Genomic DNA, 26,769 nt, shown 5'->3' with positions numbered 1-26,769 from the left:
GAGCTTCAGGCCAGGAATTCGCGCAGCTGCGCCCAGGCCTGTGCCTTCTCGTCCACGGAAATGCGGCAGTAGGCGGGACTCGACGACGGCAGGTCGATGAGGGCGAGCGGTGTGTCGGACGGCAATGCCTTGCGCCCGATCCGCGCCGCCGCGCCGCCGTTGAAGCCGAGCGCACGCAGCTTCGGCGCGCGTTCAAGCACATCGGCCAGCGGGTTGCGCGTGACGTTGCGCAGCGCGGTGTCGAGGCTGCCCGCGCGTTCCGCCGATGCCACTGTATCCCAAAGACCGATGCCACCATCGCGCAGCGCTGCCAGCCTGTCTTCGTACTCGAGCGGAACCAGATCGCGCTCGATGACGCTGCCGATCAGGCGCCAGAACTGGTTGCGCGGGTGGGCGTAGTAGCGATCGGCGGCCAGGGAGGCCCGGCCGGGCAGGCTGCCGAGAACGATGACCTGCGTATCTGGCGCGATCACCGCCGGAAACGACGCGTGCCTCAGAACGCGGTCCCGTCGCCGATGCGGCCCTGGGCGGTGCAGACGAAGTCGTCGTCTTCGCGGTCCACTTGGCGACCGTCCTCGAACCGCGCTTCGATTCCCGCCAGATGGTCCTGCAAGAACAGGCGCATGTTCACGCCGACCCGCTCGCTCGGGTGCTGCGGAGTTGCGGAGTAGTGAGTCGTGGCGCCGCAGGTGGGACAGAAATGCTTGATCAGCCACGCGTCGTCGATGTCGTCGCGGGTGAACTCGCGAGTCTCTCCGGCAACGGTCACCTGCGCACGCTCGTAATAGCCCCATGCCGCTCCCGAACTGCGGCAGAAGCGGCAGTTGCAGATATTTATGTAGTCCGGCCTGGCAGCGACCGTGACGCAGACGCCGCGGCACAGGCATTCGCCGTTCACGCCAGTTCGCGCACGTCAGTCAGATGGCCGGTAACGGCGGCCGCGGCGGCCATCGCGGGACTGAGCAGGTGAGTCCGCGCGCCGGGACCCTGGCGTCCAACGAAATTGCGGTTCGAGGTGCTGGCGCAACGTTCCCCCGGCGGGACCTTGTCGGGATTCATCGCCAAGCAGGCGGAGCACCCGGGCTCGCGCCATTCCAAGCCCGCATCGGTGAACACCTTGTCCAAACCTTCGGCCTCGGCCTGGCGCTTGACGAGGCCCGAGCCCGGCACGACGATCGCCCAGTGCACGTTCGGCGCCTTGCGACGGCCCCGCAGGACCTCGGCGGCGGCGCGCAGGTCTTCGATGCGGCTGTTGGTGCAACTGCCGATGAACACGTTCTGGATCTCGACCTCGGACATCTTCTGTCCCGGGCGCAACCCCATGTATTCGAGGCTGGCGCGGGCCGCTTCCTGTTTGGAAGGGTCGGCGAAGCTTTCCGGTGCGGGGACGGAGCCGCCGATGGCGACGACGTCTTCGGGACTGGTGCCCCAGGTGACGGTCGGCTGGACATCGGCGGCGTTGATCACGACGGTCTTGTCGAACTGCGCGCCGGGGTCGGTCGCCAGGCTACGCCACCATGCGACCGCCGCGTCCCATTCTGCGCCTGTCGGCGAATATGGGCGGCCCTTGAGGTAGGCGAAGGTCGTTTCGTCGGGTGCGATCAGGCCGGCACGGGCACCGGCTTCGATGCTCATGTTGCAAACCGTGAGACGCCCCTCGACGCTCATCTTCTCGAACACCGGGCCGCGATACTCGATCACGTGGCCCGTGCCGCCCGCTGTGCCGACCACGCCGACGATATGGAGGATGAGGTCCTTGGGAGTGATGCCGGGCCCAAGCTCTCCTTCGACGCGCACTTCCATGGTCTTCGAGCGGCGCAGGAGCAGGGTCTGCGTGGCCAGCACATGCTCGACCTCGCTCGTGCCGATCCCGAACGCTAGCGCCCCGACCCCGCCGTGAGCCGCGGTGTGGCTGTCGCCGCAGACGATGGTGGAACCGGGCAGCGAGAACCCCTGCTCGGGCCCGACGACATGAACGATGCCTTGCTCGGGGGCGACCGCGTCGATGTAACGGATGCCGAAGCCCGGCGCGTTGCGCTCGAGCGCGGCAAGCTGGGCGGCGCTTTCGCTGTCGGCGATGGGCAGGCGCTGGCCAGCGGAATCGAGTCGCGGCGTAGTGGGAACGTTATGGTCCGGCACCGCCAGGGTGAGGTCGGGGCGGCGGACCTTCCGACCCGAAAGGCGCAGCGCCTCGAATGCCTGCGGGCTGGTCACCTCGTGGACCAGGTGGCGGTCGATGAAGATGAGCGCGGTCCCGTCCTCGCGCGTTTCGACGACGTGGGCGTCCCAGATCTTTTCGTAGAGTGTGCGGGGTCGGCTGGCCATGGCGCCTCGCTAGAAACGGCGGGCCTGGTTGGCAAGCGCGAAGGCGCCCCGCGGGGTCGCGGGACGCCTTCGGCCGTGTGTGACGATGGTTACCAGCGGCGACCGTCGTTATCGCGACGCTCGTAGGAGAGGCGAGCGCGGATCTGGTTGATGCGGTCCTGCAGGATGCGCGTTTCGCGCTGCGACAGGCCGTTGCGGTTGTAGTCGCGGAACTGCTGCTGCAGCTGGTTCACCGCGCGGCGCAGTCCGGCTGCTTCGCGCTCCGAGATCCGGTCGCGGGCATCAGTGCGCTGGATTCGCATCCGCAGCTGCTGGATCTGCTGGTAGATCGCATTCGCATTGCCGCGATAGTTGCGGTCGTAGCCGTTGTAGTCGCGGCGATCCTGCTCGTGGCGATTCTGCTCGTAGCGGTTAGCCTGCGGATATGACTGGGCCTGCGCGGGAAGTGCAGCGGTCAGCGCCGAACCCGCGATCAGGGCAGTGGCGAGGATTTTCGTGCGGGTACGCATAATCGATTTCCTTTTTCGGTCGAGCCATGTTTCGGGCTCGTGTTAAGGATTGCACCTCTTTTTATGAACGAACGCTGCACCCCGATCGGTCGAAATCGTATGAAAGTGTCGCAAAATATGTGGCGGCGGCGTATGTCCGGCGGGTGTCGCCGTATTCAGCCTTCGCCCTCGTACTCGCCACCGTCGCCGTGATGGAGGGAGTCGCGTGGGCCAGCCACAAGTGGATCATGCACGGCTTCGGCTGGGCCTGGCACCGCGACCATCACGAGTCGCATGACAAGCTGCTCGAGAAGAACGATCTCTTCGCGCTGTTCGGCGCCGCGCTTTCCATCGGCCTCTTTTCCGCCGGCAGCCCGCTGGTTGCCGGCGCGGCTGCGTGGGAGCCGGCGACCTGGATGGGGTTGGGCGTGCTGGTTTACGGCATCATCTACACGCTCGTTCACGACGGCCTCGTCCACCAGCGCTACTTTCGCTGGGTTCCGCGCGGCGGATATGCCCGGCGGATCGTGCAGGCGCACAAGCTCCATCACGCCACCGTGGGCCGTGAAGGCGGCGTCAGTTTCGGGTTCGTCGTCGCGCGGCGGCCCGAGACGCTCAAGCGCGAACTGGCCGCGCAGCGCCGCGCCGGGACGGCGATCCTGCGCGACGCGGCCGACGCCGCAGGCTGATCTCCTGCAGCCGAGGGTGACACAAGTGACACCTGTAACCCTCGTGTCGCCCTGAACCAAGCACCTGAAATTACAGACGAATATTCCCGATCTCGCGATCCGGTGCGTCAGGGGAATAAAAAATCCGGTCCACGATGGGAAAGAGCGGCTCGCCACGTGCCGTGGCAGCGATTCCCCGTGTAGGACAGCCTTGCGATCAGCCGGCGACGAGGCGCGCCGCGGTCTGGCGGATCAGCGCGATCATGTTGGGTATGCCTTGCGTGCGGTTCGACGAAAGCTGGTTGCCGAGGTCGAACGGCGCAAGCGCGGCAGCAATGTCCATCCCCGCCACTTCGGCGGCCGGGCGATCCTGCACCGCCGCCAGCACCAGGGCGACGATGCCCTTGGTGATCGCGGCATTGCTGTCGGCAAGGAAGTGCAGCCTGCCGCCGGGCTGCGGCACCGGATAGACCCAGACGCTGGCCGAACAGCCGCGGACGAGCGTGGCGTCGGTCTTCAGCGCGTCGGGCATGGGTTCAAGGCTGCGGCCCAGGTCGATCAGCAGGCGATATCGTTCGTCGCCGTCGAGGAAATCGTATTCTTCGAAAATGTCGTCGAGGCTGCGCATGGACGCGGCCTCTATCATGTGGGCCCTAGAGGTCCACCCCCGCGGCAATAGCTTCCAGCTTGCGGATCCGTTCCTTGAGATCGGCGATTTCGATCCGTGCCATGCCCGGGGCCGAGCCGAGGTCGGGTCCGCGCGCCTGTTCCAGTTCGCGGGTCTTGAGCTCGAGCCAGCCCTGCCAGCCCTTCAGCGCGGTTGCCGCGATCACCACCAGGCCCACCAGAGAGGCGGCAGCGATCAGAAGATAATCGTAAGCCATGATCGTGGTCCCTTCATGCGGGCGTGCGCACCGTTACCGGTCGCGCAGCGATTCTATTTCCTGCGCGATCGACCGGCTCTGCCGCTCGTCCGTCGCGATACGTTCCAGCACCGCCAGGCGCTTCTTCAGGTCGGCGACCTCGCGTTCGAGGTCGGCCTCACGCGGGCTCTGGGGCAGCGCGTCCATCGCGTCGCCATGATGGCCGCGAAGCCCCCGCATCCCGCGAACCTCGTCGCGCAGGCTTTCGCGGGCGCCGCCGCGATATTTGGCCATCCGCATGTTCGTGAACGCGATGATCGCGACCATGACGACAATGGCGGTCCAGAAGTTCACTGCAGTTCTTCCTTCAGCGGATGCGGCTGGCGCAGATCCTCGATCGCGGCGGCGAGGCGGCCCGGATTGTCGGTTGCGATGCGTTCGAGCACGCGCACCCGCTGTTCCAGCTTTGCCACGTCGTCGGTGCTGCGCGCCGGAGCGGCGGAGTTTTCCTGCGCGATCCGCAGTTCGAGCTGGCGCTCCTTGAAGGCCAGGCGGCGCGAATACATGCTTCCCATCACGCCCAGCCCGACGATTATCAGGATGACGACGGCAATCAGCGCGATGGTCTCGCCGGGTCCCATCAGTTGCGGATCTTGCTTTCGGACTGGTCGATCAGCGCCTCGGTGCGGCGCGCATCGCGCAGCGCCTCGATCTGCGTTGCCACGTCATAGCCCTTGTCGGTCACGATCCGCTCCAGCACCCGGACGCGGTCCTCGAGCTGCTGGGTGTGGGCGGCATATTGCGCCGCCTTTTCCGCGCTGAGTTCGCTCGTCGACTGGATCCGCTGCTGCGCCAGCTTGCTCTGGTGGCGGGTCCAGATCGCGAAGCCCCCCAGCAGAAACGGCGCAAGCGGAATGAGAAGTGCAAGTTCGCCCATTTTCAAAGTCCCCAATAATGCGTGTCGATCAGCGCAGGCGTTCGATCTCGGCCGAAAGGCGCGGGTTGCTGGTCACGTAGAACGATTCCACTTCGGCCAGGCGGCGGTCGATGTCGCGGAAGCTGGCGCGCACCTCGCGGGCGGTCCGGCCCGGCGACTGGCGCACGCGCTGCCAGAACTTCTGCTCGCCGCTGTCGCCGTAGAGGTGGGCGGGCTTCTTGTTCGCGAAAAACCCGGCGATGAAGTAGGCGGGGATCACGATCCCGGCCCCCATCAGGACCAGCGCGATCGCGCCCAGCCGGACCCACAGCACGTCGACCCCGGTGTAGTCGGCGATCCCGGCGCACACGCCCATGATCTTGCCGTTCTGCTTGTCGCGGTAAAAGCGGGTGCGCAGGCTGTTCACTTCGAGGTCCTTCCCTTTTCGGCGAGCATGCGGTCGAGCTCGCGCAGCGGCTGGTTGTCTATTTCGCGGTCGTGCACGATGCGGGCAGGGCGAAATTCGGGGTTGTCGGAAGCGACCAGGCGCTCGACCGTGTCCATCCGTTCGTCCAGCCGCCGGGCGAGCTGGTACAGCTCTTCCAGCAGGGTCTCGTCGTCATTGGTCAGGGTCGCGGCGGTCTTCCACCGGGTGATGTAGTGGAGCACGATCCACGGCAGGCCGATGAAGATGCCCAGGATCGCGACGAGCGGGATGAAACCATCGTCCATGACTTCAGCCCTCCTTGCCGTCGGCGTCGCCCTTGAGCGCGCGCTTCATTTCTTCCAGTTCCTCGTCGATCTTGTCGCTGCCGGCGAGGGCCGAGATCTGGTCGGCCAGGCTCGGCGTCGCGGTCCCGTCGGCCAGGCTCAGCGCGTCGGCGCGGCCTTCGGCATAGTCGACCCGGCGTTCGAGCTGATCGAACCGCGCCATCGCGTCGTCGACCCGCTCGGTCGCGAGCAGGGTGCGCAGCTTGACCCGGTTCTCGGCGCTTTCGAGGCGCGCGGCGATCGCGGTCTGGCGGCTGCGGGCTTCGCGCAGGCGGTTCTGGAGCTTGTCGATATCCTGCTCGTAGGCGCGCAGGGCGTCGTCGAGCACGCCGATCTCGATCTTGATCTGCTCGGCCATGTCGGCGGCCTTCTTCTTCTCGACCAGCGCGCCGCGGGCCAGGTCCTCGCGGTCCTTGCTGAGCGCGAGCTGCGCCTTTTCGCCCCAATCGGCCTGGAGCTGGTCGAGCTTGAGCGTGTGGCGGTGCATTTCCTTCTGGTCGGCGATCGTGCGCGCCGCGCTGGCGCGCACCTCGACCAGCGTTTCCTCCATCTCGAGGATGATCATGCGGATCATCTTGGCGGGATCGTCGGCCTTGTCGAGCAGGTCGTTGAAATTGGCGGCAATGATATCGCGGGTCCGCGAAAAGATGCCCATGAATTGAACTCCGGCTTGGGGACGGGGGGATGATTGGCGGGTTTCGCCGGCGCGGCTGCGGCGCAGGCTTTCGACTTCCTCCTCGAACCGCCCGAAGGGGCGCGAGGAGGAACGGGCCGGAGCGTCGGCACGATGGCGGGACTGGGTGCCATCGCGGGGGGGTGGGGCCATGCGCTCCGGCCCGAGGTCGAACGGATCGCCCGGATCGCTCATGCCAGTTCCACCATGGGCGAGCCCGAGGCATAGGCCGTCGGGATCGCGTGGAGCTGCGCATTGAGCGCTACGACGTTCATCGCCAACATGGCCGCAATGCTGACGACCGCGGCGCGGCCGAGCTTGGTGCGGAAGAAGCTGGGGTGGTACATCGTCGGGGCCTTCCTGGCTGATTGTTTGCGGTAATGTTCACCTTTCAGCAAGGTGCGTGCCAAGTCGAACCAGTGGCGGATATTCGCCATTCCGGCAGGTCGCGGCGGCATCCGCGTTAGTGACCATTGCCCAATGTTGGGAAAATCCGCTATGGCTTGGGACAAGAGGGACAGCCATGGATCGTGAAGTCCAGTTCATCGGCCAGTCGGGCGCTTTTCTCGATGCGGTCGAGCGCGCCAGCCGCGCCGCGCCCATGCGCCGCCCGGTGCTCGTCATCGGCGAGCGCGGGACGGGCAAGGAACTGATCGCCGAGCGGCTCCACCGCCTGTCCACGCGCTGGGACGAGCCGCTCATCACCCTCAACTGCGCGGCCTTGCCCGAAACGCTGATCGAGGCCGAATTGTTCGGGCACGAGGCCGGCGCCTTCACCGGCGCGACCCGCGCCCGCGCGGGGCGGTTCGAGGAAGCCGACAAGGGCACCCTGTTCCTCGACGAGCTGGCGACGCTCTCGATGGCCGCGCAGGAACGGCTGCTGCGCGCGGTCGAGTACGGCGAGGTCACGCGCATCGGCGCCTCGCGCCCGATCCGGGTCGACGTGCGGATCGTGGCCGCGACCAACGAGGACCTGCCGCGCCTGGCCGAGCGCGGCGATTTTCGTGCCGACCTGCTCGATCGGCTCAGCTTCGAGGTCATCACCCTGCCGCCGCTGCGGGTCCGCGAGGGCGACGTTTATGTCCTCGCCGAATACTTCGGGCGGCGCATGGCGACCGAGCTCGAATGGGACGCCTGGCCGGGCTTTGCCGACAATGCGATGCGCATGCTCGAGGACTATGCCTGGCCCGGCAACGTGCGCGAGCTGCGCAACGTGATCGAGCGCGCGGTCTATCGCTGGGACGACGCGGCGCAGCCCATCGCCCACATCCAGTTCGACCCGTTTGATTCGCCGTGGAAGCCCGCCGCGCCGGCGACGAGCGCCGCCCACACCCCCGCGCCCGGGCTGCCGGCAAACGAGAACCGGCAGGCGCCCGTGCCCGGCTACGACCAGGTCGAGGACCTGCGCCGCGCGGTGGATGCGCACGAGCGCGCGATCATCGAGCATCATCTGGGGCGCAACCGCTACAACCAGCGGCAGACTGCAAAGGCGCTGGGCCTGACCTACGACCAGCTGCGTCACTGCATGAAGAAGCACGGACTGATGGACAGCGCGGCCAAGGCGTGATCTGAAGGCGCCGGTGGGGGGGCGGATGTTCGACAAGCTTTTCAGGCGGCTGGGAATTCTTGCCCTGGCGGTGATCGCGGCCGCGGGCCTCGCCTCGTGGTGGATGGTCAATAACGAAGGCGCGTTGACCGCGGCGGTGAAGGATGCCGGCGGAGCCCGCGACGCGCAGTGCGCGGCGATGCGCGCCGAGGCGCAGGCCTACTGGGACCAGGCGGTCGAGCGCGGCACGGTCGAGGCGGACAGCGAGATGCTGGACCGGGTGGACAGGGATATCGAGGCCAAGTGCGGGGCGGCCTGACTTCGGCCTTGCAAAGCGCGGCCTGACGACCTATCTGGCCGCTTATCCAGACATTGTTAGCAACGTCCGGGCTGGCGCCGAAAGGGGCCGGCACCAACCGCCTTTGCTTCGCGATGTCACACCCTGACGGAGACCATCTTGGCCGATCTTGCCGCCCTGACCCAGATCGTCGAACCCGAGGCCAAGGCCCTGGGTTTCGTGCTGGTGCGCGTGGCGCTGTTCGGCGAGGGCGAGGACCGGACGCTTCAGGTGATGGCCGAGCGGCCTTCCACCCGCCAGCTCAACATCGACGATTGCGCCGCGCTCTCGCGCCGCATTTCCGACCGGCTCGACGCGCTCGAGGAAGCCGGCAGCGACCCGATCGAGGGCGGCTACCGGCTCGAGGTCAGCTCGCCCGGGATCGACCGGCCGCTGACCCGCCTCGCCGACTTCGCCGACTGGGCGGGGCACGAGGCACGGGTCCAGTTGGCCAACCCGGTGGTGACCGAGCAGGGTGAGCGCAAGTCGCTCAACGGCACGATCACCGGGGTCGACGTCGGCACGATCGCGTTTGTCGACCGCAAGTCGGGCCCGGTACGTTTCGCCTTTGACGACGTCGCATCGGCCAAGCTGCTGCTGACCGACCGGCTGATCGCTGCGACCCGCCCGCTGGATACGTCCGGCGTGGAAGAGGAGGAACTGACCGCGGTCGCCGACGAAGACGACATCGACACAGAATTCTTGGATCAGGAACAGGACGCGTAAACTCATGGCCAGTGCGATTTCCGCCAACAAGGCTGAACTGCTTGCAATCGCGAACTCGGTCGCCACCGAGAAGATGATCGACAAGTCGATCGTCATCGAGGCGATGGAAGAAGCGATCCAGAAGTCCGCGCGCAACCGCTACGGTGCCGAGAACGACATCCGCGCCAAGCTCGATCCGCGCACCGGCGACCTGCGCCTGTGGCGCGTGGTCGAGGTCGTCGAGGAGGTTGAGGACTACTTCAAGCAGGTCGATCTCAAGCAGGCCGAGAAGCTCCAGCCCGGCGCCGCGCTGGGCGATTTCATCGTCGACCCGCTACCCCCGGTGGACCTGGGCCGGATCGACGCCCAGTCGGCCAAGCAGGTGATCTTCCAGAAGGTCCGCGATGCCGAGCGCGAGCGCCAGTACGAGGAATTCAAGGACCGCGCCGGCGAGATCATCACCGGCGTGATCAAGTCGGTCGAATTCGGCCACGTGATCGTCAACCTGGGCCGCGCCGAGGGCGTGATCCGCCGCGACCAGCAGATCCCGCGCGAAGCCGCCCGCGTGGGCGAGCGCGTGCGTGCGCTGATCCTGAAGGTGGAGCGTCAGAACCGCGGCCCGCAGATCTTCCTCAGCCGCGCGCACCCCGAGTTCATGAAGAAGCTGTTCGCGCAGGAAGTGCCCGAGATCTACGACGGCATCATCGAAATCAAGGCCGCCGCCCGCGATCCGGGCAGCCGCGCCAAGATCGGCGTGATCAGCCGCGACAGCAGCATCGACCCGGTCGGCGCCTGCGTCGGCATGAAGGGCAGCCGCGTCCAGGCGGTCGTCCAGGAAATGCAGGGCGAGAAGATCGATATCATTCCGTGGTCGGAAGACACCGCCACGTTCGTGGTCAACGCGCTGCAGCCCGCGACGGTCAGCCGCGTGGTGATCGACGAAGAGGAAAGCCGGATCGAGGTGGTCGTGCCCGACGACCAGCTTTCGCTCGCCATCGGCCGCCGCGGCCAGAACGTTCGCCTCGCCTCGTCGCTGACCGGCTCGGCGATCGACATCCTGACCGAGGCGGAAGCCAGCGAGAAGCGCCAGCGCGAATTCGCCGAGCGCTCAAAGCTGTTCGAGGAAGAACTCGACGTCGACGAGACGCTGTCGCAGTTGCTCGTCGCTGAAGGCTTCACCGACCTCGAGGAGGTGGCCTACGTGCCGATCGAGGAACTCGGCGGGATCGAGGGCTTCGACGAGGAACTGGCCGAAGAACTGCAGAGCCGTGCGTCCGAAGCGCTCGAACGCCGCGACGAAGCCCTGCGCGCGCAGCGCCGCGAGCTTGGCGTCGACGATGCCCTGGCCGAACTGCCGCATCTGACCGAGGCGATGCTCGTCACGCTCGGCAAGGCTGGGATCAAGACGCTCGACGATCTTGCCGACCTGGCGACCGACGAACTGATCCAGAAGAAGCGCGCCGAGCCGCGCCGCCGCGAAGGTTCGCCCCCGCCGCTGGTGCGCCGCGACCCGCGTCCCGAGGACAAGGGCGGCGTTCTGGGCGAGTATGGCCTGAACGAAGAGCAGGGCAACGAGATCATCATGGCTGCCCGCGCGCACTGGTTCGACGAAGAACCCGCGGCGGATGCAGCCGCGACCCCTCCGGCAGAGGAGGCCGCCGATGCGGGTTCCTCACAATGAGCCGCTAGACGTCGACATCGTTGACGGCCGGCCGGCGGACAAGGGTTCGCCGGAACGGCGCTGCATCGTGTCCGGCGCGCACGGATCGCGCGACGATTTCGTGCGGCTGGCGATTGCGCCCGACGGACAGGTCTTTCCCGATGCCCTGGCACGCGCGCCGGGCCGCGGCGCATGGCTCGGCATTGACCGCGCCGCGCTCGACGAGGCCGTGGCCAAGGGCAAGCTGAAGGGCGCACTGGGGCGGGCGTTCAAGGGTGCCGCGATGGGCGTTCCGGCCGACCTGGGGGCGATGGTCGAAGCCGCGCTGACCCGTGCGTTCACCGATCGCCTCGGCCTCGAAATGCGCGCCGGGCGGCTGCTCCTGGGATCCGATCGGATCGCGGAACATGCCCGCAGCGGCCGGGTGGCGTGGCTGGCCCATGCCGCCGACGCGGGCGAGGACGGCTCGCGCAAGCTCGACCAGGCCTGGCGCGTGGGACGCGATGCCGAAGGTTCCGGCCACACGGGCACGACCTTGCCACTGGACCGGGCCTCGTTGTCTGTGGCATTGGGCCGCGACAACGTCGTCCACCTGGCGCTGACCGATTCCGCGGCCGCCGCCAGGGTGGCGGTTCCGCTGGGGCGCCTGATGCGCTTTCTCGGCCGTGCGAGCGGACCGGATGCAGGTTCAGCAGATGAAGATAGCGGGGATCCGGCGGTGCTGTCGCTCGGCCGGATCGATGACGACGAAAAGATGACGAAGGACGCAACAGTTCGATGAGTGATACCGACAACAAGCCGACCCTGGGCCGCCGTCCGCTGGGACTGAAGCGTTCGGTCGAAGCGGGTGAGGTCAAGCAGACCTTCAGCCACGGCCGCACCAACAAGGTCGTGGTCGAGGTGAAGCGCCGCAAGCTCGTCGGCAAGCCCGGCAGCGCGCCCGAGGCAGCGCCCGTCGCGGCCCCGCCGCCGCCGCCCGTCGCAGCGCCTGCCGCTCCGCCGCCGCCCCCGCGGCGCACGCCGCTGGCCGATGCCGAGACTCGCCAGGAAATGCAGGCTCGCCTGCTGCGCGAGGCCGAAGAGGCCCGTATGGCCGCGCTCGAGGAAACGAGCCGCCGCGAGGCCGAGGAGCGTGCCCGCGCCGCCGAGGAAGAAAAGCGCCGTGCCGAGGCTCGCGCCAAGGGTGAGGCCGAGCCTGCCCCGGCGAAGCCCGCCGCCGCGCCCGCTGCGCCTGCAGCCGCTCCCGCGGAAGCGGCCGCCGCTACGCCTGCTGTCGAACAGCCTGCCGCTGCCGCGCCGACGGCTGAAGAGGCGCCGGCTGCCGAGGAAGCCGCCACCACTGGCGAAGCCGCGCCCGCCCCGCGCCGGTTCACCCCGGTCGCGCCGATCAAGCGGCCCGAACCGGCCAAGAAGGTTGCGCACCCGCGCGACAAGTCGGGCGTCAACGAACGCCGCCAGGCTGGCAAGCTCACCGTCAACCGTGCGCTCAACGAGGACGAGGGCGCACGCGCCCGCAGCCTCGCCGCGCTCAAGCGTGCGCGCGAGAAGGAAAAGCGCGCTCACTTCGGCGGAGCGGCCCAGCCGCGCGAGAAGCAGGTCCGCGACGTCGTCGTCCCCGAGGCGATCACCGTCCAGGAACTGGCCAACCGCATGGCCGAGAAGGGCGCCGACCTGGTGAAGGCGCTGTTCAAGATGGGCATGATGGTCACCGTCAACCAGACGATCGACCAGGACACCGCCGAATTGCTGGTGACCGAGTTCGGCCACAACCTGACCCGCGTTTCGGCCAGCGACGTCGACATCGACACCGCCGGCGACGTCGATGCCGCCGAGACGCTGAAGCCGCGTCCCCCGGTCGTCACGATCATGGGCCATGTCGATCACGGCAAGACCAGCCTGCTCGACGCATTGCGCGGGACCGACGTGGTCGCGGGCGAGGCGGGCGGCATCACCCAGCATATCGGCGCTTACCAGATCAAGACGAAGAACGGCGATCTCGTCACCTTCCTCGACACTCCGGGCCACGAAGCGTTCACCGAGATGCGCCAGCGCGGCGCCAACGTGACCGACATCGTGGTGTTGGTGGTCGCGGCGGACGACGGGCTGATGCCGCAGACGATCGAGGCGATCAATCACACCAAGGCCGCCGGCGTGCCGATGATCGTCGCGATCAACAAGGTCGACAAGCCAGAGGCCAATCCGCAGCGGATTCGCGAGCGGCTGCTCGAGCACGAGATCGTCGTCGAGGCGATGTCGGGCGACGTGCAGGACGTCGAGGTTTCGGCCAAGAACAGGACCGGGCTTGACGACCTGATCGAGAAGATCCTGCTCCAGGCCGAACTCATGGAACTGCGCGCCAACCCCGACCGCGAGGCCGAGGGCACGGTGATCGAGGCCAAGCTCGACAAGGGCAAGGGCCCGCTGGCGACCGTCCTGGTCAACCGCGGCACGCTCCGTACCGGCGACGTGCTGGTGGTCGGCACCCAGTCGGGCCGCGTCCGCGCGATGACCGACGACAAGGGGCGGCAGATCAAGGAAGCCACTCCTTCGATGCCGGTCGAGGTCCTCGGCATCGGCGGCGTTCCCCACGCCGGCGACACTCTGACCGTGGTCGAGAACGAGGCCCGGGCGCGCGAAGTCGCTGCCTATCGCCAGGAGTTGGCGACCGAGCGGCGCACCGCCATCGCGCCCGCCAGCCTCGACACGATGTTCTCGGCGCTGGCCGACAAGGCCAACGTGATCGAATATCCGATCGTGGTGAAGGCCGACGTCCAGGGCTCGACCGAGGCGATCGTCAACGCGCTGCACAAGATCTCGAACGACATGATCAAGGTCCGCGTGCTCAATTCGGGCGTGGGTGCGATCACCGAGAGCGACGTGACCCTGGCCCAGGCCAGCGGCGCGCCGATCGTCGGCTTCAACGTCCGCCCGAACGCCAAGGCGCGCGAGCTGATCGAGCGCCACAAGGTGCGGATGAAGTACTTCGACGTGATCTACCACCTGACCGACGACATCCGTAAGGAAATGGCCGGCGAACTGGGTCCGGAGCGGATCGAGACGGTGGTCGGCAGGGCCGAGATCAAGGAGATCTTCCCCGCCGGCAAGCACGACAAGGCCGCCGGCTTGCTCGTCACCGACGGTTATATCCGCAAGGGCATCCACGCCCGCATCACCCGCGACGACGTCATCGTCAGCAAGACCACCGTGGCTTCGCTGCGGCGGTTCAAGGACGACGTTGCCGAGGTCCGCGCCGGGCTCGAATGCGGTGTCGTCCTTCAGGACACGAACGACATCAAGGCGGGCGACGTGCTCGAGACGTTCGAAGTCGAGATGCGCGAACGGACGCTGTGATAACCTCCCCTCCCGCGTGCGGGAGGGGCTGACCGCCGATGCCCCGCTATGTCGCCTTGCTCGGTTCCATCAACGTCGGGGGCAACCGGCTGACGATGGCCGATTTGCGCCGCGCGTTCGAGGACGAGGGATTCGAACGGGTGGAGACGGTCGTCGCCAGCGGCAACGTCCTGTTCGACTTTCCCGCGCGGCCCACGCCGGGCCTCGAGGAAAAGCTCGGACTGATGATGCGGGACCGGTTCGGTATGGACAGCGCGATCTGCGTGCGCAGCCGTGACGAAGTGGCCGCGGCGATTGCCGACAACCCGTTTGCGGCAGCGGGCGAGGACCGGATGGTCCACACCCACTTTCTCGAGCGCGAGGCCGATGCCGACCAGTTCGCGGTCCTCGCCGCCGACCATGCGGACCGGGGCCCCGAGAAGTTGGCGCTGGGCGACCGCGCGCTCTATATCGATTTCGTCGATGGGGTGGCCGACAGCCGCATGACCGGCAAGTTTCTCGAACGGCGGCTGGGATGCCGCGGCACGGCGCGCAATATGCGCAGCCTGGCCCGCATCCTTGCCAAGATGGATGACGACTGATGGCCCGCCCCGCCGCCACGCCCGAAACGCGCTCGGTCCGCCTGCTCAAGGTGGGCGAGCAGGTGCGCCACGTCCTGTCCGAGTTGCTGATGCGCCAGGAAGTGCATGACGACGTGCTGGCCTCGCACACCGTCTCGATCACCGAAGTACGCATGTCGCCCGACCTGCGCCACGCCACCGCCTTCGTGAAGCCCCTGCTCGGCGCGGACGAGGAGGAAGTCCTTAAGGCGCTGCGCACGCACACCGCCTTCTTCCAGAAGGAAGTCGCCCGCCGGGTCAAAACGAAATACGCGGCGCGGATCCGCTTCCTCTCGGACGAGAGCTTCGACGAGGCGGCCCGGATCGAGGCCCTGCTTCGCGATCCGAAGGTGGCGCGCGACCTTGAAGCGCGGGCCGACGAAGACGACGCGAACGAGGCCGGCTGAACCGTCGCGATGGCCAAGCTCTATTTCTACTACGCCAGCATGAATGCCGGCAAATCGACCACTTTGCTCCAGGCGGACTTCAACTACCGCGAGCGCGGCATGGCGACGATGCTGTGGACGGCGGCGATCGACGACCGCAGCGGCGACCGCGCGATTGCGAGCCGCATCGGTCTCGATGCCGCAGCGCATCGCTATGATCCCGAAACCGACATCTGGGCGTCGATCAGCGCCGAACACTCGCGCACCCGGCTCGCTTGCGTGCTTGTCGACGAGGCCCAGTTCCTCACGCCCGCGCAGGTCTGGCAGCTTGCCCGGCTGGCCGACGAGGGCAATATCCCGATCCTGTGCTACGGGCTGCGCACCGATTTCCAGGGCGCGCTGTTTCCCGGCTCGGCGGTCCTTCTGGGCATCGCCGATTCGCTCGTCGAGCTGAAGGCCGTCTGCCACTGCGGGCGCAAGGCGACGATGAACCTGCGCGTCGACGAAAGCGGCGCGGCGGTGCGCGCCGGGGCGCAGACCGAGATCGGCGGCAACGACCGCTATGTTGCGCTGTGCCGCCGCCATTTCAGCGAAGCCCTGCGATGACGGAGGCGGCCAGGCCCCGCCCGATCGTTCACATCGGCTATCACAAGACCGCCACGACCTGGCTGCAGAAGGCGATCTTCCCCGCCGCGACCAGCCACGCCTGGGTGCCGCGCGCCACCACCCAGAAGGCGCTGCTGAGCCCGCCGGGGATGCATTTCGATGCGGATGCCGCTCGCGCTGTGCTCGGCATGGCGGATCAGGCGCTGCCCGTGGTCCTGTCGGAGGAAAACCTCTCGGGCTATCCGCACAACGGCGGGCTGCACGGGCTGATCGGCCCGGAAATGGCGCGGCGGATCCATGCCGCGCTGCCCGATGCGCGGATCGTCGTGTTCATCCGCAACCAGCCCGACATCGTGCGTTCGACGTACGCGCAATATGTCTCGGGCGGGGGGACCTGGGGCCTTTCGCGCTATCTCCACACCCATTCCCGCGTGCGCGGTGCGCTGACTCGGGCCTACAAGGCCCCGGCGTTCGAGTTCGAGCATTTCGAATTCGACCGGCTCATCACGATCTATGACGAGTTGTTCGGTGCGGACCGCGTCCATGTCTTCGCCTACGAAGCATTGCGCGATCGCGACGCGATCCTTGCCCGGTTACGTACCGAGGTGGGGCTGACGCTACCGGAGGACTTCGCCCCGGCCGCCTCGGCGAATCGCTCGTTCGGGCCGGCGTCGCTGCTGGCGCTGCGTTTCGTGAACCTTTTCACGCGCCAGTCGGTCGTCAACAAGTCGTGGCTGATCGACCTGCCGGGCGGGCAGGGCATCCGCCACGGCGCCAAATGGGTGCTCGGTCACCTTCCCGGCAGCAGCGCGCGGGGGCATCGCCTGCCCGACGCGGTTCACCGGCGCGTGGTCGAGCACTACGCGGCATCGAACCGGCGCCTTGCAGCCATGCTCGACGCCACCGGGCGCGGCCTTCCGCTGGCAGAGCTTGGCTATCCGCTGGAAACAGGGCAGGTCGAGGCCGGCACAGTGAGGAACCCTGCTTGAACGACACGATCTACCAGGCCGCGGCACTCATCATCCCGCTGGTCATCGCTATCGTCTTTCACGAAGTGGCTCACGGCTACGTCGCCAACCTGCTCGGCGATCCGACCGCGCGCGAACAACGGCGTCTCAGCCTCAACCCCATTCGCCACGTCGATCCGGTGGGCACCGTGATCCTGCCGGGGCTCCTCGCGCTGGTGAAGGCGCCGATCTTCGGCTGGGCAAAGCCGGTGCCTGTGATCAAGCAGCGCCTTCGCAATCCCCGCTCGGGGATGATGCTGGTCGCTGCCGCCGGGCCGGGAACGAACCTGATCCTCGCCGCGATCGGCGCAGTGGTTCTGGGCGTGCTGGTAAGGGCCTATGGCGCAGCCGCGCCGGGCGACGCGGTTCGGTTCATTGCGCTCAATCTCAACAATTTCATCCTGATCAATATCTTCCTGGCGCTGTTCAACCTGCTGCCGATTCCCCCGTTCGACGGTTCGCATATCGTCGAGGGCGCGCTGCCCCAGCGCGCCGCCGCGACATACGAGAAGCTGCGCCCGCTCGGCCTGCCGCTGATGTTCATCCTGCTGCTGGGCCTGCCCTACCTGTTCCCGCAAGCGAACATCGTCCAGCGCGTGGTCCTGCCGCCGGTCGAATGGCTCGCGGATCATTACTTCATGCTCGCCCGGATCGTCGCGGGGGCCTGACGCCTGTGGTTGCCGGCTGGCTGATCCTCGACAAGCCGGTGGGGCTCGGCTCGACCCAGGCGGTCGCCGCGGTAAAGCGTAATTTGCGCCAAGCCGGCTACGGCAAGGTCAAGGTCGGCCACGGGGGCACGCTCGACCCGCTGGCGTCGGGCGTGCTGCCGATCGCGCTGGGCGAGGCGACGAAGCTTGCCGGACGGTTGCTGGACGCCACCAAGCAGTACGAGTTCACGGTCCGCTTCGGCGAAGAGACCGACACCCTCGACGGCGAGGGCAAGGTCGTGGCGACGAACGAAGTGCGACCCGGGGCGGATGAGCTGGCGAACATCCTGCCCACGTTCACCGGACCCATCAGCCAGGTTCCACCCGCATTCTCGGCGCTGATGATCGACGGGGTGCGCGCCTATGACCGGGCGCGGGCCGGGGAGGAGGTGGCGATGCCGACCCGCGCGGTGACGATCCACGCGCTGACGCTGCTCGCCACCGGGCCAGACGAGGCGACGCTGGCTTGTACCGTGTCGAAGGGTACCTATATCCGGAGCCTGGCGCGCGACCTCGCTGACGCGCTGGGCAGCGTCGGCCATGTGACCATGCTTCGCCGCACCCGGGCCGGACCTTTCGGGCTCGATCGGGCGATATCTCTGGACAATCTCAACGCAATCGGCCAAGGGGCCGCGCTTGAGAACGTGATCTTGCCGCTGGAGGCAGGGCTGGACGACATCCCGGCTCTGGACCTCGGCCCGGAACAGGCAAGGGCGGTCCGCGAGGGCCGGGTTCTGACCGGGCTGGCCTTTCAGGACGGGGTCTGCTGGGCGCGCTGCGGCACTTTGCCGATCGCGCTGATGCAGGTCGATGGCGGCGACGCCAGGGTTCTGAGAGGCTTCAATCTCCCCGATGTCGCGAAGGAAGATGAATGTCGGTAAGTCCCGAAGCCAAGCAGAAGATCATCAAGGACCACGCGCAGGGCGCAAACGACACCGGTTCGCCGGAAGTCCAGGTCGCCATCCTGACCACGCGGATCAACAACCTCGCTCCGCACTTCAAGGCGAACCACAAGGACAACCATTCGCGCCGCGGCCTGCTGATGATGGTCAACAAGCGCCGCAGCCTGCTCGACTATCTTAAGAAGAAGGATGTCGACCGCTACAACGCGCTGATCGGCAAGCTCGGACTGCGCAAGTAATTACGCCGGAGCGGCCCCTCGGGAAAAAACCGGGCGGGCCGCTTCGAGTATCTGGACCCTGTGCGCAATGAGGCGCCGGGCCAGCAAGGGGGGCGCAACGACGCGCTCCGACCGGGCCGGGACGGCAACCCCGGCAATCAGAGGCCCCGCACCGCAATAGGGCGATCGCGGGATCGACAAGGAAAACTCATGTTCGACACAAAGACCGTATCCATGGAGTGGGGCGGAAAGACCCTCACGCTGGAAACCGGCCGCATCGCCCGTCAAGCCGACGGCGCCGTGCTGGCCACTTATGGCGAAACCGTGGTGCTTTGCGCCGTGACCGCCGCCAAGTCGGTGAAGGAAGGCCAGGATTTCTTCCCGCTGACCGTTCACTACCAGGAAAAGTTCTCCGCCGCCGGGCGCATCCCGGGTGGCTTCTTCAAGCGCGAGCGCGGTGCGACCGAAAAGGAAACGCTGACCAGCCGCCTGATCGACCGTCCCGTCCGTCCTCTGTTTCCCGAAGGTTTCTACAACGAGATCAACGTCATCGCGCAGGTCATGTCGTATGACGGCGAGACCGAGCCCGACGTTCTGGCGATGATCGCCGCGTCGGCCGCGCTGACCATCTCGGGCGTGCCCTTCATGGGCCCGATCGGCGCCGCGCGCGTCGGCTACGTGGATGGCGAATTCACCCTCAACCCCAAGCAGGAAGATGCCGCCGCCGGCGCGCTCGACCTGATCGTCGCCGCCACCGGCAACGCGGTGATGATGGTCGAATCCGAAGCCAAGGAGCTTTCGGAAGAGATCATGCTCGGCGGCGTCATGTTCGCGCACGACGAGATCAAGAAGGTCGTCAACCTCATCATCGACCTGGCCGAAAAGGCCGCCAAGGATCCCTGGGACGTCGCGATCTCCGACAATTCGGCGATCAAGGACAAGCTCAAGGGTGTGGTCGGGGGCGATATCGCCGCCGCCTACAAGATGACCGACAAGTCGGCCCGCTCGAACGCGCTCAACGCGGTTCGCGCCAAGGCCAAGGAAGCCTTCGCCAGCGAAGACGGCCAGACCCAGATGGCCGCCGGCAAGGTGGTCAAGAAGCTCGAAGCCGAAATCGTGCGCGGCGCCATCCTCAAGGACGGCCAGCGCATCGACGGACGCCGCACCGATCAGGTTCGCCCGATCGAGGCGATCGTCGGCTTCCTGCCCCGCACCCACGGTTCGTCGCTGTTCACCCGCGGCGAAACGCAGGCGATCTGCACCACCACCCTCGGCACCCGCGAAAGCGAGCAGATGATCGACGGGCTGGAGGGGCTGACCTACTCCAACTTCATGCTGCACTATAACTTCCCGCCCTATTCGGTCGGCGAAGTGGGCCGTTTCGGCGCCCCCAGCCGGCGCGACATCGGCCACGGCAAGCTTGCCTGGCGCGCGCTGAAGGCGGTTCTGCCGACGAAGGAGGACTTCCCCTACACGATCCGCGTGCTGTCCGACATCACCGAGTCCAACGGCTCGTCGTCGATGGCCACGGTCTGCGGCGGCTGCCTGTCGATGATGGACGCCGGCGTGCCCGTGACCCGTCCGGTTTCGGGCATCGCCATGGGCCTGATCCTCGAAGGGACCGAGTTCACCGTGCTCAGCGACATTCTCGGCGACGAGGATCACCTGGGCGACATGGACTTCAAGGTGGCCGGCACGAGCGAGGGCATCACCTCGCTGCAGATGGACATCAAGGTCGCCGGGATCACCCGCGAGATCATGGAGAAGGCGCTCAGCCAGGCCAAGGAAGGCCGCGCGCACATCCTGGGTGAAATGACCAAGGCCCTGGGCAGCGCCCGGACCGAGCTTTCGGCCCACGCCCCCCGGATCGAGACCCTGCAGATCGACAAGTCGAAGATCCGCGAAGTCATCGGCACCGGCGGCAAGGTAATCCGCGAGATCGTCGCCGAGACCGGCGCCAAGGTCGACATCGACGACGAGGGGCTGATCAAGATCAGCAGCTCGGACGCGGCGCAGATCGAGGCGGCTCGCGCCTGGATCCTCGGCATCGTCGAGGAAGCCGAAGTCGGCAAGATCTACAACGGCAAGGTCGTCAACCTCGTCGATTTCGGCGCGTTCGTGAACTTCATGGGCGGCAAGGACGGTCTCGTCCACGTCTCCGAAATTCGCAACGAGCGCGTCGAGAAGGTCTCCGACGTCCTGAGCGAAGGCCAGGAAGTCAAGGTCAAGGTCCTCGAGATCGATCCGCGCGGCAAGGTTCGCCTGTCGATGCGGGTCGTCGATCAGGATACCGGCGAGGCTCTCGAAGACAACCGCCCGCCGCGCGAACCGCGTCCGGCCGTTGACCGGGGCGATCGCGGCGACCGACGTCCGCGCCGTGACGGCGACCGTGGTCCGCGCAGCGGCGGCGGTGATCGCGGCGATCGCGGTCCGCGTCGTGACGGCGGCGGTGACCGCGGCCCGCGGCGCGAGCGTTCGGAAGGCGGCGAGGGTGGTGATCCCAACTTCGTCCCCGCGTTCCTCAAGAACGACGACTAAGCCTTTCGCCTCCGGGCGAACGAAAGCAGGAAAGGGGCCGCGGGCGATCGCGGCCCCTTTTTTCGTGCGTGCAGAAGAAGGGTGCGGGAACCGGACTCGCGCATGCCGCGCTTAAGGCAAATCAGGCAATGCCAACGAGGTACCGATGACCAAGCTCGATGAAGCCAAGCGCGACAAACTGTCCGAGGGCAGGTTCGCGTTTCCCGAGCAGCGCAAGGAACCGCTCGAGGACGCAAGCCACGTCCGCAACGCCATCGCCCGCTTCGACCAGGTCGAGGGGGTCAGCGACGACGAGCGCGACGCGGCATGGCGGCGGATCAAGGACGCCGCGAAGAAGCACGGCGTGGACGTCAGCGAGAAAAGCTGGCGCGAACTCGGCAAGAAATAACCGGCCTGGGCGGCGCGAGGCCGCCCGGCGAAATCAGCGCACCCGCGGCCCGCCGAACGGCAGCGGTGGAGGAGGACGGCGCGAACCGCGCGGAAGCTGCGCCTGGTAGGCCCGTCCACAGTGCGTGACGCAATACGGGAAGCCGGGGTTCACCTTGTCGCCGCAGAAGTGGAAATCGGGCTCGCCCGGGTGGCCCATCGGCCAGCGGCAGATCCGGTCGTTGAGGTCGAGCAGGCTGGTCTTGTCCGCGATTTCCGCGCTGGGCCGGGCCGGAACCAGCCGGCGCGGCGGGGCGGGCGGAATCGGAGCTTGCTGATCGCCGGGGCCTTGGCGCAAGAAGCCGCCGGGACCGACCGAGACGATGCGGGGTTGCGCCTTGGCCACCGGCGCGGACTCGCTCGCGTCGGCCGAATCGGCGGCGCGGACCGGTGCAGGCGCGGGCTCGGCCGGTTCAGGCCGCACTTCGGCAGGCGGCGCGGGACGCGGCGCGATGGGAGCCGCCGGTGCGGCGCGCGTGGCGACCGGCCTTGCCGCAGGCGCGGCAGGCGCCGGGCGCGCGGCAGGGGCGGGGGTCTCCGCCTTCTCGTTCGGCTTGACGGGAGAGGGCCGGGCCTTGAGACCGAGGCGGTGCGCCTTGCCGATCACGGCGTTGCGGCTGACCCCGCCCAGTTCTTCGGCGATCTGCGACGCGGTCGCGCCGCCTTCCCACATCTTGGTCAGCTTCTCGATGCGTTCGTCGGTCCAGCTCATGCCTGCTCCAAATACCTTTGCGTCCCGCGTGACGGGAACTTGCCATGCGGCGGCGGCGCCGATAGGCGCCAAAGCCATGGCCGATCATGCAATCCCTTCGCAAGCGCAATCGCCGGAACCGGCCCCGCACCCGGTCGCATCCGGGACAGTGCCGATCAGGCCGCGCCGTGGGTTTGCACCCCACGGCACGCCGCAGCTTTCGAACGTCAACCGTTTGGGATTGTTCACCCTCTATATGAAGGAGGTGCGGCGGTTCTTCAAGGTGCAGACGCAGACGATATGGGCCCCCGCGATCACCACCCTGCTGTTCCTGACGGTGTTCACCGTGGCGATGGGGCGAAGCGGGCGGATGGTGCTGGGCGTTCCCTTCGCCACCTTCGTTGCTCCCGGGCTCATCGTCTCGACCGGGATGATGCAGAACGCGTTCGCGAATTCCAGCTTCTCCCTGCTCGTCGGCAAGATCCAGGGAACAATCATCGACTATCTGATGCCGCCGCTGAGCGAAGGCGAGTTGCTCGCCGCCATCCTCGGTGCGGCGGTAACCCGCGCGGTGCTGGTCGGGCTCGCCATCGCGGCGGCCATGGCGTTCTATCCCGGGGTGAGCCTCTACATGCACCACCCCTGGGCGGTGTTCTGGTTCGGGATGATGGGCTCGCTCTTCATGGGATCGATCGGCGTGCTGTCGTCGATCTGGGCGGAAAAGTTCGATCACAACGCCGCGATCACAAACTTCGTGATCGCGCCGCTTTCGCTGCTCTCGGGCACGTTCTACGTGATCGACAACCTGGCCCCGCTGTTCCAAACGATCAGCCGGCTCAACCCGTTCTTCTACATCATCTCGGGCTTTCGCTTCGGGTTCCTGGGACGCAGCGACATCGGCGATACGAACACCGCCGTGCTTCACGCCGCACTTGGCCTGGGCGTTCTCAACCTTGCGCTGATCGCGCTGAGTTACGGATTGCTGAAGTCGGGCTGGCGGCTGAAGAACTAGCCCCGCGAGCAAGCCGTGCCGTGCCCCTAGTGGCGCAGATCGCGGCGCAGCCGGTAACGGCCCCGGTCGTATCCTTCGAACAGGTCGTCCACCGAAGGGTGATCGATCGGCCCGCCATCGCCGTCATCCAGCAGGTTCTGCTGGCTGACGTAGGCGACATAGCTACTGTCGCCGTTCTCAGCGAACAGGTGGTAGAACGGCTGTTCGCGGCTGGGGCGCATTTCCGCCGGAATGGAATCGTACCATTCTTCGCTGTTGGCGAAGACCGGGTCGATATCGAAAACCACCCCGCGAAAGTCGAACATGCGATGCCGCACGACATCGCCGATGGAAAAGCGCGCTTCGGCCACCGGCGGGGCGGTGACGAGCTTGCCGGCCTGGGGCGAGAAGAATTGCGAGCGATCCATGGGCGTGAATATAGTTTTCACCACGCCATTAACAAGCCGAGCGCCGGCGTGTTCCCCGGCGATGTTGCAAAGCGCGGCGCGAAGGGCTTGGCAAGCCGCCCCGCTTTCGCTAACCGCCGCGCTTCGTCGACCGGCCCCGCACCACGCGGCGCCGCACATCTCGCGGAGAGGTGGCAGAGTGGTCGAATGCACCGCACTCGAAATGCGGCATACGGGCAACCGTATCGAGGGTTCGAATCCCTCCCTCTCCGCCACGCAGTTACAGCACCCGTCTCCAACTGGAACAGGCCGCCGAACAGCGGCGCGTTGCGCGGGCTTTCAGGGCCATATCCGTTTCCCGGCGTCCGATCAGCCCGTTCTCCGGCGGCGTTATGTCGCCACGATCTCAGCGCGTCTCCGCGCGGATCGAGATCGGTCCGGTTTCCCTGTTTTCAGGCGATAACAGGGAAAAACACGAAAACGACGGCCCCGATCAGGCCATTTGGCCTTGCTCGGCGACCAGGGCTGCATGAGAACTCGCAGAGTTCCGCCAATCTCGCCCCGCAAAATGCCTGTTCCCTGTTATTCGCCATAACAGGGCATTTAATCGCCCGTATCAGGGCATTTAATCGCGCGGATCAGGCTGCCAATTCGCCATAACAGGAACGTTGGCGCTTCGCGAAAACCCGAGCATCGCGCGCTGCGCGGACCAGGCGAGCGGGACGCCGCGGTGGATCAGCTGCTCAAGGTTGAGTGAGCGCGGCTGGCGCCCGGCGAGGATCGCCTGCTGGATGTCGGGGGCAAGGAAGGCGAGGCGCAGGAGCCGCCGCTCGTAAGGCGAGGCGGGCGCAGTAGTCATGATCGGCTGGCCGCGGGGATCGCGCTCGAGCATCGCGTGGGCCTTGCGCAGCGCGCCGATCAGGATCGCATCGGGGCAAGTCTGCATCCGCGCCCCGGCGTCGATGCTGCGCCGGCCGCCGCGCAAGGGCAGGCAGAGCGGGATGGTGACGATGCATGCATCATCCTCGAGCGTGACCGTCTCGTCGTCGCTGACCCGCGCGGCGATGCTGCGCGCCGCCGGGCGGGGCAGGACCAGGTCGATCGCGGCAGCCTTCAGGTGGACGGCGCGGAGGAGATCGCTGGATGCGGGCTGGCCAAGCAGCCGTTCGAGCGTGGTGGTGACGACTTGTTCCAGCGCGGGAGCAGCGACGCGCTGGAGACAGCTGCCGCGCGAGGCGCCGCGCTGGAGCGAGGCGGAAACGTAGTAACGATAGAGCCGGCCGGAGCGTCCGCGCGAGTGGGCGGGGCTCATCGGCTCGCCCTGCGCGTCGAACAGGCGCCCGGCAAGCATGGCCTTGTCCACGCGACGGGGACTGTCGGGACTCCGCTTCGTCGCGCTACCAGCAAGGCGCTGCTGGACGTGTTCGAACAGGCCCTGATCGACGATGGCGTCATGCTCACCATCGTGGACGGCGTCCTTGTGGACGATCTGGCCGAGATAGATGCGGTTGCGCAGGAGGTGGAACAGCGCGCCGCGGCCCAAGGGGGTGCCGCCGAGCACGCGTCCGCTGCGCGCGGTGTGGGCCTTGGAAACGACGCCTTCGTCGGTGAGCGTGCTCGCGAGCCGGTGGACCGATCCGATCGCGAGATAGCGCGCGAAGATCATCCGCACCGTTGCCGCCTCGTCGGCGTTGACCTGGAGCTTGCGGCTGCCGGGCTCGGGCAGATCGTAACCCAGCGGCGGTAGCCCGCCCATCCACATGCCGCGGGCCTTCGACGCGGCGATCTTGTCGCGGATCCGCTCGCCGGTGACCTCGCGCTCGAACTGGGCGAACGAGAGCAGGACGTTCAAGGTCAGCCGGCCCATCGACGAGGTCGTATTGAACGCCTGGGTGACCGAGACGAAGCTGACCCCGCGGGCATCGAAGCGCTCGACGATCCGGGCAAAGTCGGCAAGGCTGCGGGTGAGCCGGTCGATCTTGTAGACCACCACGACATCGACCAGCCCGGCCTCGACGTCGGCGAGGAGGCGCTGGAGCCCGGGGCGCTCCATCGTGCCGCCCGAGAAGCCGCCATCGTCATAGCGGGTTGCAATCGCCTTCCACCCTTCGGCCGCCTGGCTCGTGATATAGGCCTCGCCAGCGTCGCGCTGGGCATCGAGGCTGTTGAACGCCTGGTCGAGCCCTTCGTCGGAACTCTTGCGCGTGTAGATCGCGCAGCGCCTGGGCGCGGGCCTGCTCATGCCGCGTCGCGCAAGCCGAAGAAGCGCGGCCCGTTCCACTTACTCCCCGCGATCGCGGTCGCGACGGCCGACAGGCTGCGGTACGTCCTGCCCTCCCAGCGGAACCCTCCCGTCTCGACGATGACCTCGTGGACCCGGCCCTGCCAGGTGCGGGTGAGGCGGGCGCCGATGCCGAGGTCGAGCCCTTCGGCGCGCGGCGCGCCCTTGCGGCCAAGCGTGCGCCGCGTGCCCGGATCGATCCCGCCATGCGCTTGCGCCTGCACGCGCCACGCAAGCAGCAGGCGCAGGATCGGGACCGAGCGCAGTGGTGGGGGCGTGCCGAAGCGCTGCTGCCAGAAGCGGCGCAGCCCGGCGAGGTCGAGCGCGTCGAGCGCGGCGACCTGTTCCTCGACCGGGCTCACGAGGCCTTTCTCGCGCGGTAGCGGCGGACCCCGTCGACCTTGTCGGACGTGATGGCGAGCCAGCGCTTCTTCAGCGCGCCCGCCATCGCGCCGCGCACCGAGTGCTGCTGCCACCCGGTTGCAGCGACGAGCTCGGCGATGCTGGCGCCCTCGGCGGCAAGCAGCAGCGCTTCCACGCAGTCCAGCTTGCGCGGCGCTCTGTCTGTACTCGCAAGGTCCGCCTGCGGGGAGACGGGCGCCCCTTGCGCCTCGCGCGCCATCCGGCGGGCGCTGCGGGGTGTGGTCGAGGTGTTGCTGGAAATGGTCATCGCGGCATCCTTGCGTAGACGCGCCCGAAGATCCCGG

General features: G+C 67.3%; 35 protein-coding genes and 1 tRNA gene. 18 read left to right on the top strand and 18 right to left on the bottom strand.

The window, feature by feature from the left end:
* Positions 1-5 precede the first annotated feature (5 nt).
* From ACFO0A_RS13240 to ACFO0A_RS13225, 4 genes are all read right to left on the bottom strand, one after another.
* Positions 6-473: a DNA-deoxyinosine glycosylase gene (locus ACFO0A_RS13240; RefSeq protein ID WP_379539474.1), complete on the bottom strand. Its 468-nt coding sequence runs from the start codon at positions 471-473 to the stop codon at positions 6-8.
* A gap of 20 nt (positions 474-493) precedes the next feature.
* Positions 494-898, bottom strand: coding sequence for a GFA family protein (locus ACFO0A_RS13235; protein ID WP_379539473.1), 405 nt, complete (start codon positions 896-898; stop codon positions 494-496).
* On the bottom strand, positions 895-2,325 hold the full coding sequence (gene leuC / locus ACFO0A_RS13230) for a 3-isopropylmalate dehydratase large subunit (RefSeq protein ID WP_379539472.1): 1,431 nt from the start codon (positions 2,323-2,325) through the stop codon (positions 895-897). The genes ACFO0A_RS13235 and leuC overlap by 4 nt, the downstream gene beginning before the upstream one ends.
* An 89-nt stretch (positions 2,326-2,414) precedes the next feature.
* The gene (locus ACFO0A_RS13225; RefSeq protein ID WP_379539471.1) at positions 2,415-2,834 is read right to left on the bottom strand and encodes a hypothetical protein; all 420 of its coding nucleotides are present in this window, start codon (positions 2,832-2,834) and stop codon (positions 2,415-2,417) included.
* A 143-nt stretch (positions 2,835-2,977) separates the two neighbouring features.
* On the opposite strand from ACFO0A_RS13225, the gene ACFO0A_RS13220 reads away from it, so the two are divergent.
* Positions 2,978-3,502, top strand: a complete 525-nt coding sequence (locus ACFO0A_RS13220) for a sterol desaturase family protein (protein WP_379539470.1) — start codon at positions 2,978-2,980, stop codon at positions 3,500-3,502.
* 196 nt (positions 3,503-3,698) lie between these two features.
* Here ACFO0A_RS13220 and ACFO0A_RS13215 read toward each other — a convergent pair whose 3' ends face one another.
* From ACFO0A_RS13215 to ACFO0A_RS13175, 9 genes are read right to left on the bottom strand one after another with little or no spacing between them, the layout of a single operon-like run.
* Positions 3,699-4,109, bottom strand: coding sequence for a SufE family protein (locus tag ACFO0A_RS13215; protein ID WP_379539469.1), 411 nt, complete (start codon positions 4,107-4,109; stop codon positions 3,699-3,701).
* Positions 4,110-4,134: 25 nt separating this feature from the next.
* Complete coding sequence (locus tag ACFO0A_RS13210) at positions 4,135-4,365, bottom strand: hypothetical protein (RefSeq protein WP_379539468.1); 231 nt, start codon at positions 4,363-4,365, stop codon at positions 4,135-4,137.
* 33 nt (positions 4,366-4,398) lie between these two features.
* Positions 4,399-4,698, bottom strand: coding sequence for a hypothetical protein (locus tag ACFO0A_RS13205; protein WP_379539467.1), 300 nt, complete (start codon positions 4,696-4,698; stop codon positions 4,399-4,401).
* Positions 4,695-4,985, bottom strand: a complete 291-nt coding sequence (locus tag ACFO0A_RS13200; RefSeq protein WP_379539466.1) for a hypothetical protein — start codon at positions 4,983-4,985, stop codon at positions 4,695-4,697. The genes ACFO0A_RS13205 and ACFO0A_RS13200 overlap by 4 nt, the downstream gene beginning before the upstream one ends.
* Entirely contained in the window at positions 4,985-5,281 is a 297-nt protein-coding gene (locus tag ACFO0A_RS13195; protein ID WP_379539465.1) for a hypothetical protein, read from the bottom strand. Before ACFO0A_RS13195 ends, ACFO0A_RS13200 begins: the two co-directional genes overlap by 1 nt.
* Positions 5,282-5,309: 28 nt before the next feature.
* Positions 5,310-5,687, bottom strand: coding sequence for an envelope stress response membrane protein PspC (gene pspC / locus ACFO0A_RS13190; RefSeq protein WP_379539464.1), 378 nt, complete (start codon positions 5,685-5,687; stop codon positions 5,310-5,312).
* Positions 5,684-5,992: an envelope stress response membrane protein PspB gene (pspB, locus tag ACFO0A_RS13185; RefSeq protein ID WP_379539463.1), complete on the bottom strand. Its 309-nt coding sequence runs from the start codon at positions 5,990-5,992 to the stop codon at positions 5,684-5,686. Before pspB ends, pspC begins: the two co-directional genes overlap by 4 nt.
* A 4-nt stretch (positions 5,993-5,996) precedes the next feature.
* On the bottom strand, positions 5,997-6,899 hold the full coding sequence (pspA, locus tag ACFO0A_RS13180) for a phage shock protein PspA (RefSeq protein ID WP_379539462.1): 903 nt from the start codon (positions 6,897-6,899) through the stop codon (positions 5,997-5,999).
* Positions 6,896-7,051: a hypothetical protein gene (locus tag ACFO0A_RS13175; protein ID WP_379539461.1), complete on the bottom strand. Its 156-nt coding sequence runs from the start codon at positions 7,049-7,051 to the stop codon at positions 6,896-6,898. The genes pspA and ACFO0A_RS13175 overlap by 4 nt, the downstream gene beginning before the upstream one ends.
* Positions 7,052-7,227: 176 nt before the next feature.
* Here ACFO0A_RS13175 and pspF point away from each other — a divergent pair, with 176 nt between their 5' ends.
* From pspF to ACFO0A_RS13100, 15 genes are all read left to right on the top strand, one after another.
* Complete coding sequence (pspF, locus tag ACFO0A_RS13170; protein WP_379539460.1) at positions 7,228-8,271, top strand: phage shock protein operon transcriptional activator; 1,044 nt, start codon at positions 7,228-7,230, stop codon at positions 8,269-8,271.
* 25 nt (positions 8,272-8,296) lie between these two features.
* A complete protein-coding gene (locus ACFO0A_RS13165) occupies positions 8,297-8,569 on the top strand; it encodes a hypothetical protein (RefSeq protein ID WP_379539459.1) in 273 nt (90 codons plus the stop codon).
* Between the two features lie 138 nt (positions 8,570-8,707).
* Positions 8,708-9,313 (top strand): ribosome maturation protein RimP, encoded by a 606-nt coding sequence (rimP, locus tag ACFO0A_RS13160; protein WP_379539458.1) that lies wholly within the window; start codon positions 8,708-8,710, stop codon positions 9,311-9,313.
* A 4-nt stretch (positions 9,314-9,317) separates the two neighbouring features.
* Entirely contained in the window at positions 9,318-10,973 is a 1,656-nt protein-coding gene (gene nusA / locus ACFO0A_RS13155; RefSeq protein ID WP_379539457.1) for a transcription termination factor NusA, read from the top strand.
* Positions 10,954-11,733 (top strand): DUF448 domain-containing protein, encoded by a 780-nt coding sequence (locus ACFO0A_RS13150; protein WP_379539456.1) that lies wholly within the window; start codon positions 10,954-10,956, stop codon positions 11,731-11,733. Before nusA ends, ACFO0A_RS13150 begins: the two co-directional genes overlap by 20 nt.
* Positions 11,730-14,303, top strand: coding sequence for a translation initiation factor IF-2 (gene infB, locus ACFO0A_RS13145; RefSeq protein ID WP_379539455.1), 2,574 nt, complete (start codon positions 11,730-11,732; stop codon positions 14,301-14,303). The genes ACFO0A_RS13150 and infB overlap by 4 nt, the downstream gene beginning before the upstream one ends.
* A 38-nt stretch (positions 14,304-14,341) precedes the next feature.
* Complete coding sequence (locus tag ACFO0A_RS13140) at positions 14,342-14,884, top strand: DUF1697 domain-containing protein (RefSeq protein WP_379539454.1); 543 nt, start codon at positions 14,342-14,344, stop codon at positions 14,882-14,884.
* A complete protein-coding gene (gene rbfA, locus ACFO0A_RS13135; protein WP_379539453.1) occupies positions 14,884-15,309 on the top strand; it encodes a 30S ribosome-binding factor RbfA in 426 nt (141 codons plus the stop codon). Before ACFO0A_RS13140 ends, rbfA begins: the two co-directional genes overlap by 1 nt.
* Positions 15,310-15,318: 9 nt before the next feature.
* On the top strand, positions 15,319-15,894 hold the full coding sequence (locus ACFO0A_RS13130; RefSeq protein WP_379539452.1) for a thymidine kinase: 576 nt from the start codon (positions 15,319-15,321) through the stop codon (positions 15,892-15,894).
* Entirely contained in the window at positions 15,891-16,883 is a 993-nt protein-coding gene (locus tag ACFO0A_RS13125; RefSeq protein WP_379539451.1) for a hypothetical protein, read from the top strand. The genes ACFO0A_RS13130 and ACFO0A_RS13125 overlap by 4 nt, the downstream gene beginning before the upstream one ends.
* Positions 16,880-17,569: a site-2 protease family protein gene (locus ACFO0A_RS13120; protein WP_379539450.1), complete on the top strand. Its 690-nt coding sequence runs from the start codon at positions 16,880-16,882 to the stop codon at positions 17,567-17,569. Before ACFO0A_RS13125 ends, ACFO0A_RS13120 begins: the two co-directional genes overlap by 4 nt.
* 5 nt (positions 17,570-17,574) lie before the next feature.
* On the top strand, positions 17,575-18,489 hold the full coding sequence (truB, locus tag ACFO0A_RS13115) for a tRNA pseudouridine(55) synthase TruB (RefSeq protein ID WP_379539449.1): 915 nt from the start codon (positions 17,575-17,577) through the stop codon (positions 18,487-18,489).
* On the top strand, positions 18,480-18,749 hold the full coding sequence (rpsO, locus tag ACFO0A_RS13110) for a 30S ribosomal protein S15 (protein WP_379539448.1): 270 nt from the start codon (positions 18,480-18,482) through the stop codon (positions 18,747-18,749). The genes truB and rpsO overlap by 10 nt, the downstream gene beginning before the upstream one ends.
* A 189-nt stretch (positions 18,750-18,938) precedes the next feature.
* A complete protein-coding gene (gene pnp, locus ACFO0A_RS13105; RefSeq protein ID WP_379539447.1) occupies positions 18,939-21,266 on the top strand; it encodes a polyribonucleotide nucleotidyltransferase in 2,328 nt (775 codons plus the stop codon).
* 145 nt (positions 21,267-21,411) lie between these two features.
* Positions 21,412-21,654, top strand: coding sequence for a DUF6582 domain-containing protein (locus ACFO0A_RS13100; RefSeq protein ID WP_379539446.1), 243 nt, complete (start codon positions 21,412-21,414; stop codon positions 21,652-21,654).
* Positions 21,655-21,687: 33 nt separating this feature from the next.
* Here ACFO0A_RS13100 and ACFO0A_RS13095 read toward each other — a convergent pair whose 3' ends face one another.
* Positions 21,688-22,404: a GcrA family cell cycle regulator gene (locus ACFO0A_RS13095; protein WP_379539445.1), complete on the bottom strand. Its 717-nt coding sequence runs from the start codon at positions 22,402-22,404 to the stop codon at positions 21,688-21,690.
* A gap of 76 nt (positions 22,405-22,480) precedes the next feature.
* Here ACFO0A_RS13095 and ACFO0A_RS13090 point away from each other — a divergent pair, with 76 nt between their 5' ends.
* Positions 22,481-23,395, top strand: coding sequence for an ABC transporter permease (locus ACFO0A_RS13090; protein ID WP_379539444.1), 915 nt, complete (start codon positions 22,481-22,483; stop codon positions 23,393-23,395).
* Positions 23,396-23,421: 26 nt separating this feature from the next.
* Here ACFO0A_RS13090 and hspQ read toward each other — a convergent pair whose 3' ends face one another.
* Positions 23,422-23,802: a heat shock protein HspQ gene (gene hspQ, locus ACFO0A_RS13085; protein WP_379539443.1), complete on the bottom strand. Its 381-nt coding sequence runs from the start codon at positions 23,800-23,802 to the stop codon at positions 23,422-23,424.
* Between the two features lie 164 nt (positions 23,803-23,966).
* Between hspQ and ACFO0A_RS13080 the strand changes: the two genes are divergently transcribed.
* A tRNA-Ser gene (locus ACFO0A_RS13080) sits at positions 23,967-24,056 on the top strand.
* A 350-nt stretch (positions 24,057-24,406) separates the two neighbouring features.
* Here the strand turns inward: ACFO0A_RS13080 and ACFO0A_RS13075 are convergent.
* The 3 genes from ACFO0A_RS13075 to ACFO0A_RS13065 are packed head-to-tail and all read right to left on the bottom strand — an operon-like array spanning position 24,407 to position 26,732.
* Entirely contained in the window at positions 24,407-26,023 is a 1,617-nt protein-coding gene (locus tag ACFO0A_RS13075; protein WP_379539442.1) for a recombinase family protein, read from the bottom strand.
* On the bottom strand, positions 26,020-26,424 hold the full coding sequence (locus ACFO0A_RS13070; RefSeq protein ID WP_379539441.1) for a DUF2924 domain-containing protein: 405 nt from the start codon (positions 26,422-26,424) through the stop codon (positions 26,020-26,022). The genes ACFO0A_RS13075 and ACFO0A_RS13070 overlap by 4 nt, the downstream gene beginning before the upstream one ends.
* Complete coding sequence (locus tag ACFO0A_RS13065) at positions 26,421-26,732, bottom strand: DUF3489 domain-containing protein (protein ID WP_379539440.1); 312 nt, start codon at positions 26,730-26,732, stop codon at positions 26,421-26,423. Before ACFO0A_RS13065 ends, ACFO0A_RS13070 begins: the two co-directional genes overlap by 4 nt.
* Positions 26,733-26,769: the final 37 nt, after the last annotated feature.

It is taken from the genome of Novosphingobium tardum, from assembly GCF_042652045.1.
Lineage (GTDB): Bacteria > Pseudomonadota > Alphaproteobacteria > Sphingomonadales > Sphingomonadaceae > Novosphingobium > Novosphingobium tardum.
The sequence above is the reverse complement of the archived record's forward strand: the minus strand, read 5'-3'. Positions and strand labels throughout refer to the sequence as shown.